Source organism: Nostoc sp. NZL (assembly GCF_015714705.1).
Lineage (GTDB): Bacteria > Cyanobacteriota > Cyanobacteriia > Cyanobacteriales > Nostocaceae > Nostoc > Nostoc foliaceum_A.
In genome coordinates this window covers 1-20,133 of the sequence record NZ_WBKL01000083.1, presented here as the reverse complement: position 1 = coordinate 20,133, position 20,133 = coordinate 1, and the positions used below count along the sequence as shown (strand labels likewise).

Below are 20,133 nucleotides of genomic sequence, written 5' to 3'. Positions count from 1 at the left end.
GTCATGTCCATTTCAAAGCTTTCCTCGGTACTAGCAACAAGTTATGAGAATTTCCCCAAAGGACGTTTTATTACTTTAGTTGTTTTAAGAACAACCCATTCTGAAACTATCTTTCGCACAGAAGGTTCAGGGGAGCCAATGTGTAGCGAATTTGTCCAGGCTGGTTTAGAGGGTGAAAATCAAAAAACTATAATTCAACGCTTGTTAATGACTAAGCGTAAACAAATAGCACCAGAAAGACGCTACGGACGAGAACATTTAAGAGCGCATGAACTTTTATACACCAACCCTAAAGATGGCTCTCTTTGTTCTTTAAATACTAATGCACCTTGTGAAATGTGTGTAGATTGTTTCCTCTACGGCTTCGCGGCTGGTGGGGGTGGCGCTCAAAAAAGTCGCATTTGGACTGAAGATGCTTTTAGTATTTTACCTGCTAGTGATGTTGTAGGCGATCGCACCATAAACGCCATCTACGAAAATGGCACAATGCGGTTAAAGAAAGATGAAGATACGAAAGCCTCAACAGCTTTAAATACCAGCGAATACATCAAACCAGGCGTGCATTTTTTGGATGTTGTCACCCTAAAAGATGTAACTGCGGATGAACTGCGCTATATCATAGGTAATATTCTTTTCACAAGCCGTTATGGTGCGGTTTCCAGTCGTGTTGGACGCATGGAAAACGAAATATTAGGTGTATTTGGTAGTATTACCGAACTTCCTAGTTCTCTGGAACTTGTACAAGCTACTTATGATGTCTTAGGTAAGCCTTTAGAACATCCTTTGAATATTAATAAATTAATTGCAGCAAGCAAACAAGTAATTGCTAATTGGAAAAATAAGAGAGGGGTTTCTGTGCAACTATCTGAAGAAGAATTAGCAAATTTAGTTACTGATGTAGAAACTAATTGGTCAGAAGCTGAACGTGATAATTTTCTTAAGCGTTTAACGCAATCCTATGAATCCTTCCGTCAGGTTGCACCTGAAAAGAAAAAGGCTAAGGCGAAAGGCAAGAATACACCAGTTGAAGTAGAGATTTAGGTTATGTCAACAATTCCTTTTCAGCAGGCAAAACTTGTTGAATTATACTGTCTTGAACCAGTCTTTTTTGCCTCTAGGGAGTTGTCTGATACCTATTACACTGAGGGGGTAATTGGGAATTATGCTCTTACCTATGCTTTAGGTAGAGTAAATTCCCCCTATCGCCTCCAAGGTCAGGCTACCGGACGACCAACCTACAAAGAAGATTTACAACCAATCGCACAAGATTTTTATATCTTACCAGCTTCACCCATAGGCAGAGTGACATTCAGATTTGAACGTTTCAATGCTCTTTCTGATTCTTACTGGTATGCAATGACTAATAATCGTGTTGCTACGGCGCGGGAAGATTTACCATTACAACGTCAAGGGAAAAAACCAAGTTCATTTAGACCAAGTAACTTTCCGCAAACTGGAAGACTGCGGATGATTGAACGCAGAAACAAATTTCAAACTTTGGTATTTGGAAATTATCAATTACCAAATTATATTCGCCTTGGTAAATTCATGAGTAAAGTCAAGGTGAATGTGCTGAATGAATTTCCTGTGACTTTACTACCAGAAGGTGAATATCAAAGTCAACATTATCTAAATGCTGCTGATTTACCACAACAAATAGAGGCTTTAGCATTCGATTTAATTTCTATTCCTCCTGCACCCATCATTAAAAATCTTCGTTTTCGGGGTGCTGCTTGGCAAGTTGGAGAAATGATTGTACCAGCAGGGTTACATTTTTGCGGTAGAGAAAGTAACAATGAGTAATCGAAGATTAGTTATCAGATTAGAACCGCGCAGTATTTCAGCTTGTGCATCTTTGCCAGATGAACTATCTTTTATGGGGAATGCACTTCAGCATCAAGTTGATGTATTTGAACAATCTAAGAATGCAGATATTATCCTTGATTTAGCACCAACTGGCACAGGTAAAACCAATGCAGGACTAACTGTATTAAAAAATCAGCCAAATAAAAGTGCTGTTTACATTGCTCCAACTAATGCTTTAATTGAACAGCAAACAGAAGCAGGAAAAAAGTTTGTTAGAGAGGCTAACTTACCTCATGTAGTCAAATCAGCTTCTGCTAAAGATATTAAAAGCTGGTCTAACGATAAAGTTGGCAGTCGTTCAGGAGAAAAGCTGTATAACGTATTACGAAATCCAGCTACAGTTTTTCCTGATGTTGGGGTTAATACGCCCATTATTTTAGTCACAAATCCTGATATCTTTTACTATGCAACTTTCTTTGCATATAACAATCTAGATAGAGGTAACATCGCCAGTAGTTTTTACACCAGATTTTCGACAGTCATTTTTGATGAGTTTCACCTCTACGATGCTAAACAGCTAGTAGGAATGTTGTTTTATCTCGCTTATTCTCAAGTTTTCCGCTTTTTTCAGGACGGACGTAAAATAGTTTTGCTAACAGCGACACCAGAACCAGCTTGTGAATTAGCATTGCAGAATTTAAAACAGGCTGGTGTGAAGATAGCAAGAATTGATGGAGAAGCAGGTAATACTAATCTTTTACCGTCACAAACAGCAGTTAATCTGGAATTAAGACCAAAACCAGATAGTAAGGAAGAGTGGTTATCAGAGTTAGCAGCAGAAGTTGTGCAACGTTTTCGAGAAAGACCTGATGAAAATGGTGCTGTAATTCTTGACTCTCTTGATAATATTAATCGTCTCTCAGATTTACTTCGACAACAAGGACTTGGTGATGATATCGGACGCATTACAGGCCCTGCGCCAAAAAAAGACAGACAAAGGGCTATGCAATGTCAAATCATTTTGGCCACTAGCACTGTAGATGTAGGATTTAACTTTGAAAGATATCCTGAACCGAAACGGCAAAATTTAGATTGGTTGATTTTTTCAGCACGCGATCGCGCCGCCTTTTGGCAGAGAATTGGTAGAGTAGGGCGTGTTTTGGGTAAATCTGAAACTAATATTGATTCAGAAGCCATTGCTTATTTACCCGTTAACGCTTGGGAAGAAGGCTTAACGTCTCTAGATACTACTAAGGGACGTACAGCCCTAAAAGACTTACTTGAAACACTTCCCTGTTTAGATAAGCCTTTTTTAAAAGCCTACTGGCGTTCAGAAGCATTTCTAGAAATTGCCCGTCCCTTGTTGGAATTGGAAGAAATGCTTGAAGGTTTAGCTGAGGAAAAATTGATTTTGGAGTTATTCAATACTCTAAAATCTATTTTTGAAGGAAATAGAACTTGGGATGATTATCGCTATAGAATGAAACTTTTACGAGGCGCTGAAACTATTGCAAAAAAAACGCCCAAAGAAATCAAAAAAGATTGGAAGTATATCAAAGGTGGTCAGGCTTTTGTTAGAACTTTTATCAAAGCTAAATTTCTTGAAGATTGGGATGACTTACAAGCTGGACGTACAACTTTAGACGAATACGTAGATTTATTTAACAAAGATGAAGAGGCGCTAGCTGAGTTAAAAGAATTTGCTGAAGTTTTTAGTACAAGCTATGCACCGTTATTTAGTTTTCGCTCTAGTCTGTTTGAAAGTCTTTCTATTCGTGACCCTCATGGTTTTATTCTAGATGAATCTGAGGAAACAAGACTAGATCCTTTTCACCTATTACGCTATTACGAATTTGTCCAAAATGGTGATTATATTGAAGTCACCAGTCGCGCTACTGAAACTTATCAATTGAGTTTTGAATTACGCTACACTGATAACTGGCAAGAATTTATCAGTACAGAACTGAACAAGCTAACAGCTTTTAAAAATTGTCAAATTATCCGCAGTGCTGGAGGAGCAATACGACCTACACCTCTAATACAAGCTTTGAATAGACATTTTTTACCAGGAGTAATTATTTGCCCAAGAACAAATGCTGCTGTTATTTTCCAATTAAACAAGCAAGGAATTACTTCTTATCCAATAACCATTGTTTGCAATGATATGGAGAAAGAATATAGATTCTTTTCAGGCTTGTCAGGAATTTTAACGATGGCAATGAAGTTAAAACAATTACGCCTTCCAGATGATGAAGTTTTTATTGCGGGATAAATAATTAAATTCTCGCACCAATGGTGCGAGAATTTGTAGAACATCAATTTATAAGCATATTTCTCTCACATCCCTCCGTGAAAAACTATCAACAACAAACCAACGCCTTCCCTAGTGACTACCTAAACAACTTGTGGGGAGAAATCCAAGCTTGTCCTTACTTTGCTATCAACAACCTCAACCGCGATTTTGTCGCCACTAAAGGATTTTCTGTAGTATTTCAGCGTTCTGGATTAGCAAAGGTAGAACAGCAGTTTCCCTACTTTAAGCCTTACCTCGATTTAGCTCTCCAGCCGAATTGTAATGCTTTTTACCTCAATCCTTTACAACTCAAAGAAGGCTCCCGTGTCGATCCGCATATCGATCGCTCCTTACGTTCCTACTCCAAAACCATTGAACCGCCTGCGGTTGTCAGTGTTCTCTATGTGCGCGTACCTGCGGATATGGAAGGGGGAGAACTGGTATTGCGATCGCACAAACGCCAACTTGGGCAAATTAAGCCCCAATTCAATACTTTAGTTTATTTTCAAGGTGATTTAACCCATTCGGTTAACGCTGTCAAAACACCGGGAAATCGCCTAAGTCTCGTTTGTGAGCAGTATAGTTTGAGTGATACTGAACTCCAGGAAATCCCTGAGTTTACTGTAGAGTCAAGAAGCACTCAGTCTACAACCAAAAAGAGAAAGTATGCCTCATAGTTTAGTGTTGAATTTGCTACCTCAATCGCCCATTCCACCACAATATCTTACAGGTAGACATCTCCACGCCCTATTTCTCACCCTCGTTAGTTCTGTAGATACCACATTGGGCGATCGCTTGCACGATTCCACCGCAGATAAAGCTTTCACCCTCTCTCCCTTACAAATTAATTCCCCCCTTTTGAAGGGGGGTAAGGGGGGATCTAAATTGCAATATTCACATCAACAACCCATTCCCGCCGGAACTCCTTGTTGGTGGCGTATCTCTTTATTAGATGACACTTTATTTGGCAAACTTACCCAACTCTGGCTAAATCTTAATCCCAATCGCCCTTGGCATCTTGGCCCGGCTGACTTGTATATTACCAGCATTCAAGGCACACCCCAATCTATTCAACCTTGGGCAAATGCCAGTACTTATGCTCAATTATACGAAGAAGCTAGCGAGCGCAATTCTTCCATTAATCTTACCTTTTCCACACCCACCGCTTTCCGTCAAGGACAGTATGATACGACCCTTCCTACCAGAGAATCTGTCTTTAATTCCCTACTTTCGCGGTGGAATAAGTATAGCGGCAGAGAATTTACTCAGATTGCAATCGAGTCAATATTTCCTTCTTTTGTCAATATTCACACAGAAATATTAGCTGATTCTCGCAGCAAATTTATTGGCATTATTGGCGAAGTTAACTACAAAATTTTAGGGGCAGTTGAACCAATACAAATTAAGCAAATTAACGCTTTAGCTGACTTTGCTTTGTATGCAGGAATTGGTCGCAAAACAACAATGGGTATGGGGATGACGCGGCGGGTGTATTCTCCCTAATTTCAATCATCATTTAAAAACCATCTAAGTTATGAATCAAACTGAATATATTTCAATTGCGGCATTGAATCAATATGCCTATTGTCCGCATCGCTGTTGGCGGATGTTTTGTGCGGGTGAATTTATCGATAATCAATACACAATTGAAGGCACAACTTTACACGATCGCGTCCACACCACAAGCGATATACAGCGAGGAGAAACTTGGCAAGTTCGAGCAATTTGGCTGAAGTCTGAGCAATATAAACTCATCGGCAAATCTGATTTGATTGAAGCAGAATCAGGTCAAGTTTATCCAGTGGAATACAAACGGGGACGTAAAGGCGAATGGGATAACGATGAGTTGCAAGTTTGTGCCCAAGCCTTATGTTTAGAAGAGATGACAGGACAACCTGTTACTACTGGATATATCTATTATGCCCACTCCCATCAACGGCAATTAGTAGAGATTAATGCAGAGTTACGACAAAGTGCGATCGCTACTATTGAATCTGTCACAAATCTCCTAGAAACAGGAGCAATGCCAAAACCAGTTTACAGCAAACGCTGCCAAGGATGCAGTCTTTATTCGCAATGTTTGCCCAAAGCAACCGATAAAGTCAAAATTTATCAAGAAGTACATTAAATCATACCCCAATACAGTTCAGAATGAGCAATAAAACCATCATGTAGAGACGCGATTTATCGCGTCTTGAAAGACTAATTATCTACACCAACAACCCCTAAGTTCGTATTGAATTATACCTAATAATTCTATTTACCCAAACCCAAACTATTACTAGGAATCATCACAAATGGGAACACTTTACGTAACACAAGCTGATGCTTTTATCGGCAAAGTTGACGAACGTCTTACCGTCAAAGCCGAACAAAAAACAATCTTGGATATCCCTTTAATTAAAATAGAGGGAATTGTAGTACTAGGACGGGCTACTATTTCTCCCGCCGTCGTCAGTGAACTTTTAGAACGTCACATTTGCTTAACATTTCTCACACAAAACGGACGATATTTAGGGCGTTTAGAACCTGAAGTTACCAAAAATATCTTTGTTCGTAAAGCTCAATGGCAAGCTGTGGGAGAATCACAACCAGCAATACATTTAGTCAGAGGATTTGTACGGGGTAAATTGAAAAATTACCGCCATACATTACTTCGTACTCAGCGAGAACATCCTGATACTGACCTGAATAATAACATCACTCGATTGGAAAACGCGATCGCACCAATCGAAAAAACTAGCAGTATTGATTCCCTCAGAGGCTTAGAAGGTGCTGGTAGTGCAGCTTATTTTGGTTGTTTTCAACAGCTAATCAAAACCTCAGAATTTCAATTTGAAGCCAGACGCCGCCGCCCACCAACCGATCCAGTTAATGCCCTACTGAGTTTTGGGTATTCATTGCTACGTCATGATGTGCAAAGTGCTTTAAATATTGTTGGCTTCGATCCCTATTTAGGATACTTACATGTTGAACGTTATGGTAGACCTTCCCTAGCCTTGGATTTGATGGAAGAATTTCGTCCTTTAATAGTGGATGCTGTAGTTTTGTCGCTGATTAACAAGCGATCGCTAACCCTAACTGACTTTACCACCGAACCGCTCAGTGGTGCTGTGTCTTTAACCAAAGAGGGACTGCGTACATTTCTTCGCGCCTACCAACAAAAGAAACTATCGAATTTCAAACATCCAGTCATGGGAAACAAATGCACTTACCAAGAATCTTTTGAAATTCAGGCGAGGTTATTAAGTAAGTACCTCATGAACGAAATCGATAAATATCCTCCCCTAGTTCTTAAATAACTTGTCATTTGTTCCTCTCCCGTACTTTGCTATGTATATTGTTGTCAGCTACGACATTCCAGAAGATAAACGTCGGACTAAAATCCATTCGGTTCTCAAGTCTTACGGACAATGGATGCAACTGAGTGTGTTTGAGTGCGATATCACTCTCACTCAGTATGCTAAACTGCGATCGCGTTTAGCGAAATTAATAAAACCTGACACTGATAGCGTGCGCTTTTATTTTCTCTGTGGCTGTTGTGAGCGAAAAGTCGAACGTATTGGCGGAGAACAGCCACGGGACGAAACAATTTTCTTTGCTGAGTCCACTTCTAGCTAGATTTCTGTATTTCAAATGCGCGGAGGGGTAGGTGTACAAATTCGACAGCCCCAAAAAAGTGCCCCTATTGCAGCTACAGTAAAGCTTTCAACCCATTGTTCTCCTACTCGTCATCCGCGCAATCTCTGAAATGCTTATCAAAACTCGATTTCAGCCTTGAAATTTTCCTGACGCTCTTTCCAAACGAATTCTCTAATGCTATGATTGCCCTTGAATCGCGCAACCGCACCTTGAAAACTAAATACAGCTTGGGTTTGAGGCTCCCGCCATTGCAATTCATCAAAATCCCTATTAGGGATTGAAACGAGTCATTGAAACAAACATTATTTGGCAATCCTGAATTGCAATTCATCAAAATCCCTATTAGGGATTGAAACATCTTTTTTTTATAGGGTAGTGTGCTATCCTTTGATTGCAATTCATCAAAATCCCTATTAGGGATTGAAACATATATAGATGTATTTGAGATAGTGTCTATTTGCTCATTGCAATTCATCAAAATCCCTATTAGGGATTGAAACAAATTTATAAGATTGAAAACGGGCATCGATTAAAATTGCAATTCATCAAAATCCCTATTAGGGATTGAAACAATTCTTAATCCTACAATGCCGCTAGTTGCACCCGAATTGCAATTCATCAAAATCCCTATTAGGGATTGAAACCTCTTAATGATTGGAGCATATGAAGAGGGTAACATTGCAATTCATCAAAATCCCTATTAGGGATTGAAACTAAAAACCGTGTACCTAAGTACGATAGGCCTCACAATTGCAATTCATCAAAATCCCTATTAGGGATTGAAACGCACTATCTAGCTCTTTACTACTTTCACTGTCAAATTGCAATTCATCAAAATCCCTATTAGGGATTGAAACGAGCAAAACCTTGATAAGCATCCAGAGCTACGTTAGATTGCAATTCATCAAAATCCCTATTAGGGATTGAAACGAGAACCTTTCTGATAACAGAGCGTGCTGTACTCTATTGCAATTCATCAAAATCCCTATTAGGGATTGAAACATAATTATTTGACTCAGTGCGAGTGCTATGAACAATTGCAATTCATCAAAATCCCTATTAGGGATTGAAACCTCCATAAGATAAAGCTTGTATTATGTAGTTTTGATTGCAATTCATCAAAATCCCTATTAGGGATTGAAACAAACTACTCAAGTTGATATGAAAATTATTAAAGAATTGCAATTCATCAAAATCCCTATTAGGGATTGAAACTAGAGATGTTAATTGCTCGGCCCGCACAGACTTAATTGCAATTCATCAAAATCCCTATTAGGGATTGAAACTCATCTACATCTACATATAAGATACTGGATAAAATTGCAATTCATCAAAATCCCTATTAGGGATTGAAACGCTACAAAAACACCTTCAGGCGATATTACCTATATCATTGCAATTCATCAAAATCCCTATTAGGGATTGAAACGTAATAAGATGTCATACTACTTGCTTCTACTCTTATTGCAATTCATCAAAATCCCTATTAGGGATTGAAACTGAGCAAGGATGCGCGATACAGCGCTTCCGGCTATTATGCAATACAGTTTTTCTCCTTGCCCTCTCCTATCAAAGTTTTCAGATTTGGGGATGTACCTCATAGCTGCCGTAAGTGCTGTAAGCGATCGCTTACGGGTTTGGAGAGAGGTCAAAATCAATACAGTTCGGATAAGGTTTTTTGATGACACGCCGCCAATCGCAAAGATGCGATAAGTAAGTCGGTGCAATAAAACCAAACTATGTAAATAAAAGTAAATAAAGCTCAAACTCTTTCTCTCCCTGCTCCCTGCCTTATTGCAACAATAATTATTTACGCCGACTTACTTAAATCGCCGTCTTTACAATAATCAGTCCTTTGTAGAGACGGCGATTTATCGCGTCTCTTGCCTTAACCGAACCGTATTGAGGTCGAAGTGTATTGCATACAAACGAGCGATCGCGGTATATTCCTTTCAAACAAAAAAATGCAAAAATGAAAGGGTGAGCTGCTGCCCACCCTAAACCATTATTTACTTAGCAATAGTTTAAACAGGTGCTTCAGTAGCAGACTTACCAACAAGCATTGCGGTATTTTCGTCGCTTTCCAGGATACCGAATTCAATCAACAACTCTTCTAACTCTTCCATCTCAATTGGGGTAGGGACAGTGAGGTTTTTGTTGTCGATAATCTTGGTAGCCAGTGTCCGATATTCGTTACTTTGATTGCTGTCAGGAGCGTACTCGTTAACAGTCATCCGACGCAATTCTGCGTGTTGAACAATATTGTCACGAGGTACGTAGTGAATCATTTGGGTATTCAAACGTTTTGCCAAGGTTTCGATTAAATCGATTTCCCGGTCAACGTTACGGCTGTTACAAATCAGACCACCCAAACGCACACCGCCAGTGTGAGCATATTTGAGAACACCACGAGCAATGTTGTTAGCTGCATACATCGCCATCATTTCACCAGAGGTAACGATGTAGATTTCTTGTGCCTTACCTTCACGGATAGGCATAGCGAAACCACCGCACACAACGTCACCCAAAACGTCGTAACTTACAAAATCAACATCTTTGTAAGCACCGTTTTCTTCTAAGAAGTTGATAGCGGTGATAATACCACGACCAGCGCAACCCACACCAGGCTCAGGGCCACCAGACTCCACACAACGTACATCGCGGAAACCGGTCAGCATTACTTCTTCGAGTTCAATATCTTCTACAGCGCCACGTTCAGCAGCTAATTGAAGAACACTTGTTTGAGCTTTACTGTGTAGCATCAAACGAGTAGAGTCAGCTTTAGGGTCGCAACCGACAATCAGAATGCGTTGACCCATTTCAGCCATTGCTGCAAGGGTGTTTTGAGAAGTGGTAGATTTACCAATACCGCCTTTACCATAGAAAGCTATTTGTCTAATCTTTTGCTCAGTCATGGTTGTGTTTCCTACAATGATTTAGTTGATGGGTCGTAAGCTTGATGTGAAATCTTCACCCTTGGCGTCGTAGGGAAGTAGAGCCTGTTGGCGTATATGCATAGCAACTTGTCGCTAGACATCGCATCCTGGCAAAAACAGTTAAAATCAGAACATATTTACCCACGAAGCGATGGCTTAAGGGATAGAGAAATCTCTATTTCCTAATAACAAAGCCTTTAAAACTTTGACTTCAGCATTGTTAGTTGTTGTAACAGAATCCCAAATGGTTGCTCAAGCCTCAAGAGTGGTTGCAGCAGGAATTCAAATGAACGCAGATTTGTTCCCTGAACCACACAACCAACCAAATTGCAATCCACTCTTAAATGGTCGCTACAACTTTTCTGATTTTGCTGATGTCAAGTCGCCAAGAACATCCATAACGCTTCTCGTTTCGTGATTGATGCAGCAAAATAAATTCCAGCCTAAAAGTGATAGCTACCAGTGCAGTAATATAATATTTGCACAGGCAACATCTGAGACTCTTGCTGAGATAATATCTTTGTGACTTTTGACAGTATGGTTAAATTCCTATAAATTGTGGAACTACACCATTCTGCTTGAAGTTTTCGTTCCAAAAGTCAGCAACTGCTTCAACTTAGTTTGCGGTTGAAAACGTTTACTTCCGCAAGACGAAGTTAGTAAATATTCTGTATTCCTATTGAATTGTCAGGCTGTACTAAGAGTCTTTCTTCCCAGACTCCAAGAGTAATTGCCTTTGGCGGGTAATGCTCTAGCTAGGTTAGCCAACTCTTATTGGCTCATACCCAGATAAATTTCGATTGACTTCAAGTTGTTACAAAGGCTACTATCCTACTCAATCTAGTTTTAGATTTTCGTCAAAAAAAGATGTAGCTAATTGAAGTGGACTTACCAGAGCAAAAAAACTTTCTTGAGCTTGCCTCAAACTTGTCTTGAAGTCTTTTTGTGCTTTTAACTTGTTTGATTCCTATAAAAACCATAACATACATCTCACTAATTTATTTGGCGAATCTCAAAATATTTATCTATTTAATAGAACATTATCCTTGGAACCTTTAATAGTCATAACTTACGCGCTTATAGATTAATAGCTAATGAAATTATTTATCATAACCAATTTGTGCAGTTAGATACTTTTGGGCATTTTATAAAGGTATTTAAAACTAATGTTTTCTAACGAAAACATAGTTAATTATTTTTGGAATCAAAATTTTATTTATTAAATAACTCACAAAATTTTACCTGGGAATATCAAGTTCGCTTAATTACCCATAATTCAAAACTCTCTCTCCTATACGGTTTTAACGATAAATCTTTCGCAAGACAGATATCAATATAGTTCGGATAAGATCCCCCTATAGCGACCCCCTTTTTAAGGAGGTCGCTATGGTGGTGTACACAAATCATCTAATTATCTAAAAGTCTTTAAAACCTCAAAGAGTCCTGACAGACAATCTCTCTCCTTATTACAGCGGTTCTCGTTTACGTGAGGTACAGCACGGCAGTGCCGTGCCCCTACACTTGGCGATATAATGTTGTACCGCATCTGAGTGGGAACTGCTATAAGACAGATTTAGGAAGCAGAGGGGAAAGAGGTAATTTTAATTCTCTCTCCTGCTTCTCTGCCTCTTGTGCCTTATCCCTTACATTTATAGACGATTAGTATCTTTTGTAACTAACTTCCAGCCTTCAGCTTGGTCAATTAGCTTCATCGACTCTAGTTGGAGATTGTTAAAAGCAGATGCATGAAGTAGAAAGTAGGGTTGCCCGTTGTAGTGCCAATAATATTCCAGTTCGCCAACAGAAGCGGGAATGATGGTGCGATCGCTATAATAATCCAACGAGGGACGATGGTAGGGAAAAGATGTGTAAATCTTCCTCGTAGCTGGATTTGCCCGCGCGATCATGGCGGCGACTGGTTTAACTGGATAGGCTTCAGATAATTCCCAAACCCAGTAGTTAGATTTCATTAACAGTAGCAGCGAAATATAACTTCCCCAAAACAAAATCTTCAGAAATTGCGCGTCGCCTCGTTCTGCCAAAATAGCTGCTAAGGTCATAGTTAAAGCTACTGCTGCAAAAATCAGTTGTAAATCTGTTTTTGGTGTTGTACCCCAACTGAAATAAATACTACCAGCAGAAGCGGCTACAGCAAGTATCGCTAAACCAGCGACCCAAGCACGGGGATAGGATGAGAGTAAAGGCGAATTTTCTGTATCTGATAACTGGATACCAAAAGCTAAAGCTAAACTTGGGTAAATAGGGAATAAATACCAGGGAACTTTGGTAATCATGAAGGAAATTACCAGCAGATAAACACCACTCCACGCCATTACTAGTTTTGCCCAGCTAAGGTTGCGGTTTTCCCAGGTTAAGCGGACAGTTTGTGGTAAGAATAATAGCCACGGCCATGTGTATTTGAAAAGTTCAATAACATAGTACCAAGGTGGTTCAGAATTTCCCTCCACAAATGAGCCAATTTGGCCGAGTGATGGGTTTACAATCCCAATTTGGGCGAAAATGTAACCATAGTGAATTAGTTGGGCACCATACCAAGCAGCTACAGGCAAAATGCCAATTAAGATTGCTATCCACAGATAGTAACAGGTGAGCAGTCGTGGCGTATCCCAAAACAGAAACGCGATCGCAATCGCACCTAGTAATACACCTAGTAATCCTTGAGTCAGGCAAATAAATCCAAAACTAATACCAACACCAAGGCAATAACGTAAATCCCGGCGCGATCGCAACACGCACAACATCATTACCATCAAAAAACTTACCATCGCCCCATCCAACATTGCCAGCCGCCCATGACGCACTACAGGTAGCATTGTTAGATAAATCAAGGCGCTATAAATAGCAGCCCAACGTTGGCGAAATATCTCTCGAGCAATGCAATACAGTAAAGGTACAGATGTTGCTGTTAAAATTGCTCCAGGCAGGCGCGTTGTCAACTCATTTTCGCCTCCAAGAGAATAAGCCCAAGCAATTAGCAAATGCATCAAAGGCGGCTTGTTATGATATGGTTCGCCTCCTAGCGTTGGGTAAAGCCACCGCATAGAACCTGCTGGAGCGTGCCAAATTTCACGAGCTACCTGTGCCACAGTCCCTTCATCCCAATCTCGCAGCGGCAATCCTCCCAGATTGATGCTAAACAGTAACACTGCTGCAAACAGCAACACGATTAGCCATACCCAATCAATCCATTTGCCAACCGTGCGGTGCTGTTTTTCTAGATGACTCCAAATAAAGCTTCCTTCTTGCATATTCTATGGTAATCATTTTACTTGCTGGTTTGATTACATAGAGACCAAAGTGAATCTCCAATGTTGTCACCCAGTAACAACGTATGTTATTAACAATTGCTAGTTTCCAAGATTAACTCAACTTTCTATAATTAGCGCTATTTTTTGAAAAATTTATATTGGTTATTTAAATAACATTTCAGCTAATAAATGATAAAAATAATACATCCAATAAATTATTTATTACCTGTTATATAGTCCGTAAATAAACTTGTATTTTATTTTGAATGTGACGCTTAGTTTAAATTTTTCTACTTAGTTTTTATCTGGTTAAATTCAGAAGTTGAGTGAGGAATTGCTACACTACTTCAATGATGTGCTGAACACTTAAATAAATTACCTATAACACTTTTGAATAGTATGGCGTTGCTGAATGAAGGGATGAATCGATTTATGTAGGTACAGTTTGATACTTCAAACAATGAAGTATCAATTTAACTGAGAATCCCAGCATTTCTTCTGTCTTGGAATAGCATAAAGTTTTTCGGTGAAGACGTGCCAGATAATGTCTAAGCCTTGTGTTTTCATTTTCAACTCTTGTCATATATGTTTTACTAACAATTTGGTCTCCATCTGGAATAAAACTTGGGTAAAATTTCCAGCCGTCTGTCACATAAAAATAGCTTTTCCACTATTTAGCAATTTCCCACAAGCAACGCCGCACTGGGAAGTCCCCTCGTCTTGCCGAAATCATCTGCGGGTTCGCGCGCTAGACCTCTCGACGTTATCGGCACTTGTTGCCGATGAGTTTGCAGCAGCCCATCACCCGCTTGTTGCGAAGTGACTGATTGTAGAGCGACGAATTACAAGCAAGAAGAACTTGACTCGTAATTTGTCGTTACGGTCAAATAATCTGTGGCTCTACATGAAGTATTGGGAAATATCCGTATTGAATTAAATGATTCTGCATTTATGCAGCGCCTTCTTTGCCGTTCATCAAAGTCAGCCTAACTGCCCAGTATTTCACTGATTTGCTCTGCCAGTTTCAATGGACGGAAAGGCTTGGCAAAAATAGCAGCAACATCCAAATCAGTAAATCTCTCTCGATCCGATTGCTGAAATTTGGCTGTTAATAAAATTACTGGAATTTTTTTAGTTGCGGGGTTAGCTTTCAGTTGTTGTAGAGTTGCACGCCCATCCATATCAGGCATCATCATATCTAGTAAGATGACATCTAATTTATGGTTAACAGCGACGTTTAAGGCTTCTTGACCAGAACTAGCCGTCAAAACATTCCAGCCCGCACCCATTTCTAATCCCAACTTTGCGATCGCCCGCACATCTTCTTCATCATCAACAATCAAGATATTTCTGTTCATAATGACACTCTTGCACAATGTAAGTGCTGATTTGCTTGATCGCTCTTGAGATATTCTAAAGCTAAATCGGGGAAAAGCAGGGGATAATTAAGCAGTTATAAGCCAATTATTAGAAAGCTGGTAAAGGTAACAGTACATAAAACGTGCTACCTTCGCCCAAAGTGCTCTCAACCCAGATTTTACCGTTATGTTGCTGGACAATATTTCGGCAAATAGCCAGTCCTAAACCTGTTCCTCCTTTTTTGCGGGAGTCGGATGCATCTACCTGCTGAAAGCGCTCGAAAATTAGTTGTAATTTATCTTCAGGAATTCCTCGCCCTTCATCTCGAATGGTAATTAGCAGGAAACTTGGTAATGGAGTGCCTTGTGTTGAAGAATGCTCATTTTCTTCAAACCCAACACCCTTGTGTTCTGCGAGTGTGGCACTTACCCACACGGTATCACCTGGTTCAGAAAACTTAATAGCGTTACTTATTAAGTTGGTCAGAGTTTGCAGTAGGCGATCGGGGTCTGCCCAAAGATCAATTGCTAGAGGATGGACAATCAGTTTAACTTGCAATTTATCTGCCATTGCCTGCATTGTCTCTGTTGCCATAATCAGCAGGTCAGCAGCGTTGCACTTCACCTTCTGCATGAAGATTTTGACTGATTTCATCCGCTCTAAATCGAGAATATCATTTATCAATCGGATCAGCCGTTCAGTATTAGTGGTAGCAATGCTCAGAACTTTTTGTCCCTGTTCAGTTAGAGTTCCTAATTGTCCTGCACCCAATAAATCTAACGCTCCCATTGTAGAGGTTAAAGGTGTACGTAATTCGTGACTAACTAGAGAGATAAACTCGTTTTCCAAGCGTTTCCGTTCGGTGATATCGTTGGCGATCAATAAAGCGCATTGTACCCCACCCAAGTCAATCAATTCGATAGATAGCAGTATAGTCTTGACCTCTCCAGACTTGGTAGAAAATTCAAATTCCTGATTATAGAGTGACCCAGTATCAGATAAAAGTTGGATGGTCTGAGCGATCGCTACTGCATCCTTACCTAAATTAAGTTCAGCAAGCGTATCACCAATCACTTCCTCTAGACAATAGCCGCTCATCTTCAAGAAACTAGGATTGACATCAATAAAGCGTGCTTCCGAAATGGTGGCGATCGCGATCGGATTGGGACTAGAGCGAAAAACTTTAGTGAACTTCTCTTCTGCTTTGGCGCGATCATGAATTTCCTGCTGCAACCGCTCATTTTGAGCTTGGAGTTGTTGTTGCAGTTTCCAAATCGTCAAGTGATTTTCAATTCGTGCTAAAACCTCTTCTAGTTGAAAAGGCTTAGTGATATAGTCTACCCCACCAACTGCAAACGCTTTCACTTTATCCAGTACATCACCCAAAGCGCTGATAAAAATTACTGGAATTTCGCGGGTGCGATCGTTTGCCTTCAGGTGTTGACAGACTTCATAGCCATTCATCTCAGGCATATTCACATCCAACAAAATCAGGTCGGGAGGAACTGCATTTGCTCCCCGTAACCCCGTAGAACCTTTAGTTACGCTGCGAACTTTATACCCCTGTTCCGTCAGCATGGCAGATAGGAGGTTCAGGTTTTCTGGCGTGTCATCAATCACTAGTATGTCTGCTTTGGGCAAGTTGAATGGCTCTTTAGGCATGGCAATATCGACTTTAGCCAGAATAGGCTACTAATTATTCTTAGAGATTTTAACCTTAGTTCAATGTCTTAATAATCAGTTACAAAAAAAATACCAATCACCCATTGATCTCCCCTAGTTCTCCCCGATTAATTTTTAATCTTAAAAACATCAAATCAAGTTTGTAAATCAAACTTACCAAATTACAGAACAAGGAGTAACTTGTATGCAAAGTTCAACTATACGTAAACCAACTATTCTTGCACCAGGAAAAGGTAATCAATTCTCAATCCTTGGTTCACGGTTCACAACAAAAGCGATCGGTGAAGAGACAAATCAAGCTTGGTCAGTTTACGAAATTACAGATACAGAGGAAAATGGGCCGCCACTGCATACTCACCCTTGGGAAGAAGCATTTTATGTTCTAGAAGGAGAACTAGAAATCCAAGTTGGTACAGAAACAATTTTGGCATCACCAGGCTTTTTCGTTAACATTCCCCACAATGCACCACATGCCTTCAAAATTCGTTCTGCTACTGCTAAATTTCTGGTTTTAATTTCACCTAAGGGCGCGAAGAACTTTTATGAAGAAATGGGTCAAGTAGCAGATAGCTCATCGCTAAACATGGAAAAAGTACAGCCTGTTTTGAACAAATATGGATTGCAGTTTCTTGCGTGAGCTTTTCATTTGGATGCAGGGCGCACATCTGTACGCCCCTACTGAGACTGGCTATATATAAACACGCAGACTTCGCATTCTGAATCATCTTTGTTGATAAATAAATTAATTAATTTCTACAAAAGTCCTATGTACTCAATAACAAACAACCAAATCTATTCCATGCCAAAAGCTGTCCGCCTTTTCGCTACTAGTTCCCTGAGTTTGGGCCTCACCGCTAGCCTTGTTTTTTACCCAAGCGCGAGTCAGGCGGGTAAAAACGACACTGGAGTCCCTGCTGAACTCCAGGGTGAGTGGCGATATGGTCGAATCTCGTCCATCCAATATCAAGATAGTTACACAGGGCAGTCAGCAGCCCCGAACGGTTCTAGCGATCAATTTCAACTCGCATCTAACGGAAACTACAAGCGAAATAGGCTGCTTCAGATTAATACCTACAACTGTGCGTCTAACCTCTTCATAGAGGAAAAAGGCAAAGTTAAGATTGAGGCTCAACGCCTGACTTTCCAACCCAGTGACAGCATATCCAAAGGGCAAATCTGCAATAGCGGGCGCACCTACTCCAGCCGCAATACAGCAAAGGCTGAGACTTATCAGTGGTCGATAGAGACAAATGAATACGGGCAGCAAGTTCTAGTACTTGAGACTGCCGATGGTAAGGGGCGAAGTCATTACGGGCGACCTCAATAAGCTAATAAGTATTAAACCTCTTGCAAAAGTGCTTTTTGCACTCTAGTGGGAAAAGGGGGAAGGGTTAAATACAAAACCTTTATCCTTTCCCCTTTTCCCAAACCGTATTGCCCCTGCCTCCCCTAGTTCTCCCCGATTGTTTTTTAATCTACAAAATATCGAACTGAGGTTATCCCATGATTCACCATATTTCAATTGCTGTTAGAAACCCTAGTCATGTTGCCCAAGTTCTGGCAGAAATCTTAAAAGCGCAAGCTGTTCCATTTCCTCCTAACCCAGGAAGCTATATGGTTATACCTTTTGATGAATACGGTACAGCCATTGAACTTTATCCTTTAGGCTCTCAAATTGAACCTGGTGAAAATGATGAAGAATGCGTATTTGTCCATACTGCAATTACCTCTATGTATACAGATATTCATGCAGCTATTTCTGTACCCAGTAGTCAGAAAGAAATTGAAAACATCGGTGTCCGTGAAGGTTGGCGTGTATTGCGCTGTAACCGCGACTCTTTCTTTGATGTGATTGAGTTCTGGGTGGAAAATAGATTAATGATAGAACTGTTAACACCAGAAATGGCATCTCAGTATTTGAAATTTGCCACTCAGCAAGAAAATCTGAAATATTTTTTGGCAGAACCAGCTTTAGCAACAAATTAATAAACTTTAAGCATTTAACTTGCATGGTTACAGTCCATACAAATTAAATATTTATTTTTACTCTATATTTGCTAAAAAAGTTCTATCATAAAAATTGCGATCGCTAATTAAATCTCACTTGATGAATTACGAATTACGTTAGCGTAGCGTTAGCGAGTATTCGAGCGTCATTACGAATTACGAATTACAAGTTATCCTCCGTTAGACTGATAATTTCATCAAAGCAGAAGCTGCGGACTAAATTTGCCAATTTTTCTGCCAAAGCAGAATGTGTTTGTGGAATTTGCTCAATTAGTTGGAAAATCCTTTCAGCATCGACTTCAACTGCTGCCTGATTAAGTTCTGTTACCCATTGGGCAGGCATAACGGTAATTGCAGAGCGAAGATCCAAGATGGAAAATTGAATATTTTCTAGGTTGTTGTCTGTTGCTTCTTCACGACTTTCTTCTGCGTAAACATAACGCACCTGCAAATATTCAGCTATCTTTTCAAAAATCACCTGCTCCCGGAATGGCTTACGAACCAAGTCGTTGCAACCTGCGGCTAAGATGCTTGCCTGTTGTTCTTCAAAAGCACTGGCGGTTAGGGCAATAATTACGGTGCGGTGATTTGCATTTGTATTTCTTTCCGTGGCTCTAATCTCTTTTGTTGCATCGTAACCGTTCATTACAGGCATCCGCATATCCATCCAAATTAGGTGAGGTTGCCAGCTTTGCCAAATTGCGATCGCTTCTTGTCCATTATTCGCAGCCTTAATCTCAAAGCCAATGCTACCAAGAAGTTGCACAATTAAATCGCGGTTTTCTTTGCGGTCATCCACTACCAGAACACGGTAAGATGGTTGGTCTGCTGCCAGCTTGAGTACACGTCCCTTACTCAATTTTGGTGCAGCTTTCAAAGCTGCGGCTAAATTCACTTGGATTTCAAAACTAAAAGTAGATCCTTGCCTAACGCTACTCGTCAAGTGAATATCGCCCCCCAGTAACCGCACAAATTGACGGCTGATAGTCAGTCCTAGTCCAGTTCCCTCCTTGGTTTGGATACCGCTTGTGGTCTGGACAAAAGGCTGAAACAGGTTATTCATTTCTTCTGGTGCTATTCCCCGTCCAGTGTCTTCGACTTCAAAGTGAAGGGATGGGGAAGAGGCAGAGGGGCAGGG

The 20,133-nt window shown here is 40.3% G+C and carries 17 protein-coding genes, 1 pseudogene and 1 CRISPR repeat array; of the genes and pseudogenes, 12 read left to right on the top strand and 6 right to left on the bottom strand.

Annotated features, from left to right (window positions below; translation table 11 throughout):
- Positions 1-3: 3 nt before the first annotated feature.
- The 8 genes from cas7d (at position 4) to cas2 (ending at position 7,720) form a co-directional block, all read left to right on the top strand.
- Positions 4-1,041 (top strand): type I-D CRISPR-associated protein Cas7/Csc2, encoded by a 1,038-nt coding sequence (gene cas7d / locus F8R90_RS12345; protein WP_196510977.1) that lies wholly within the window; start codon positions 4-6, stop codon positions 1,039-1,041.
- Positions 1,042-1,044: 3 nt separating this feature from the next.
- On the top strand, positions 1,045-1,803 hold the full coding sequence (gene cas5d / locus F8R90_RS12340) for a type I-D CRISPR-associated protein Cas5/Csc1 (protein WP_196510976.1): 759 nt from the start codon (positions 1,045-1,047) through the stop codon (positions 1,801-1,803).
- Positions 1,796-4,078: a type I-D CRISPR-associated helicase Cas3' gene (gene cas3, locus F8R90_RS12335; protein WP_196510975.1), complete on the top strand. Its 2,283-nt coding sequence runs from the start codon at positions 1,796-1,798 to the stop codon at positions 4,076-4,078. The genes cas5d and cas3 overlap by 8 nt, the downstream gene beginning before the upstream one ends.
- A gap of 77 nt (positions 4,079-4,155) precedes the next feature.
- Positions 4,156-4,776: a 2OG-Fe(II) oxygenase gene (locus tag F8R90_RS12330; protein ID WP_196511006.1), complete on the top strand. Its 621-nt coding sequence runs from the start codon at positions 4,156-4,158 to the stop codon at positions 4,774-4,776.
- Positions 4,766-5,602, top strand: a complete 837-nt coding sequence (gene cas6, locus F8R90_RS12325; RefSeq protein ID WP_196510974.1) for a CRISPR-associated endoribonuclease Cas6 — start codon at positions 4,766-4,768, stop codon at positions 5,600-5,602. Before F8R90_RS12330 ends, cas6 begins: the two co-directional genes overlap by 11 nt.
- Before the next feature lie 31 nt (positions 5,603-5,633).
- Complete coding sequence (gene cas4, locus F8R90_RS12320; RefSeq protein ID WP_196510973.1) at positions 5,634-6,227, top strand: CRISPR-associated protein Cas4; 594 nt, start codon at positions 5,634-5,636, stop codon at positions 6,225-6,227.
- 169 nt (positions 6,228-6,396) lie between these two features.
- Positions 6,397-7,401, top strand: a complete 1,005-nt coding sequence (gene cas1d, locus F8R90_RS12315; protein ID WP_196510972.1) for a type I-D CRISPR-associated endonuclease Cas1d — start codon at positions 6,397-6,399, stop codon at positions 7,399-7,401.
- 31 nt (positions 7,402-7,432) lie between these two features.
- Positions 7,433-7,720, top strand: coding sequence for a CRISPR-associated endonuclease Cas2 (gene cas2, locus F8R90_RS12310; protein ID WP_196510971.1), 288 nt, complete (start codon positions 7,433-7,435; stop codon positions 7,718-7,720).
- A gap of 268 nt (positions 7,721-7,988) precedes the next feature.
- Positions 7,989-9,241: direct repeats of the CRISPR family, unit length 37 nt; unit sequence ATTGCAATTCATCAAAATCCCTATTAGGGATTGAAAC.
- 524 nt (positions 9,242-9,765) lie between these two features.
- Here the strand turns inward: cas2 and nifH are convergent.
- Positions 9,766-10,656, bottom strand: a complete 891-nt coding sequence (gene nifH / locus F8R90_RS12305; RefSeq protein ID WP_069074423.1) for a nitrogenase iron protein — start codon at positions 10,654-10,656, stop codon at positions 9,766-9,768.
- A 226-nt stretch (positions 10,657-10,882) separates the two neighbouring features.
- Between nifH and F8R90_RS12300 the strand changes: the two genes are divergently transcribed.
- Positions 10,883-11,095 carry a hypothetical protein gene (locus F8R90_RS12300; protein WP_196510970.1) on the top strand — a complete coding sequence of 71 codons (213 nt, stop codon included), beginning with the start codon at positions 10,883-10,885 and terminating at the stop codon, positions 11,093-11,095.
- 1,231 nt (positions 11,096-12,326) lie between these two features.
- On the opposite strand, the gene F8R90_RS12295 is transcribed toward F8R90_RS12300, so the two are convergent.
- From F8R90_RS12295 to F8R90_RS12280, 4 genes and pseudogenes are all read right to left on the bottom strand, one after another.
- Positions 12,327-13,946 carry an ArnT family glycosyltransferase gene (locus F8R90_RS12295; RefSeq protein WP_196510969.1) on the bottom strand — a complete coding sequence of 540 codons (1,620 nt, stop codon included), beginning with the start codon at positions 13,944-13,946 and terminating at the stop codon, positions 12,327-12,329.
- A 430-nt stretch (positions 13,947-14,376) separates the two neighbouring features.
- Positions 14,377-14,616: pseudogene (locus F8R90_RS12290) on the bottom strand (IS1 family transposase); the annotation flags it as partial.
- 316 nt (positions 14,617-14,932) lie between these two features.
- Entirely contained in the window at positions 14,933-15,304 is a 372-nt protein-coding gene (locus tag F8R90_RS12285; protein WP_196510968.1) for a response regulator, read from the bottom strand.
- A 109-nt stretch (positions 15,305-15,413) separates the two neighbouring features.
- On the bottom strand, positions 15,414-16,967 hold the full coding sequence (locus F8R90_RS12280; protein WP_196510967.1) for an ATP-binding response regulator: 1,554 nt from the start codon (positions 16,965-16,967) through the stop codon (positions 15,414-15,416).
- A gap of 205 nt (positions 16,968-17,172) precedes the next feature.
- Between F8R90_RS12280 and F8R90_RS12275 the strand changes: the two genes are divergently transcribed.
- The 3 genes from F8R90_RS12275 to F8R90_RS12265 all read left to right on the top strand — a co-directional run bounded on the left by F8R90_RS12275 (position 17,173) and on the right by F8R90_RS12265 (position 18,974).
- Positions 17,173-17,625, top strand: coding sequence for a cupin domain-containing protein (locus tag F8R90_RS12275; protein WP_196510966.1), 453 nt, complete (start codon positions 17,173-17,175; stop codon positions 17,623-17,625).
- 162 nt (positions 17,626-17,787) lie between these two features.
- A complete protein-coding gene (locus F8R90_RS12270) occupies positions 17,788-18,315 on the top strand; it encodes a hypothetical protein (RefSeq protein WP_230966276.1) in 528 nt (175 codons plus the stop codon).
- Between the two features lie 176 nt (positions 18,316-18,491).
- Entirely contained in the window at positions 18,492-18,974 is a 483-nt protein-coding gene (locus tag F8R90_RS12265; protein ID WP_196510964.1) for a hypothetical protein, read from the top strand.
- A 184-nt stretch (positions 18,975-19,158) separates the two neighbouring features.
- On the opposite strand, the gene F8R90_RS12260 is transcribed toward F8R90_RS12265, so the two are convergent.
- A partial coding sequence (locus F8R90_RS12260; protein WP_196510963.1) for an ATP-binding response regulator occupies positions 19,159-20,133 on the bottom strand: 975 nt, incomplete at its 5' end.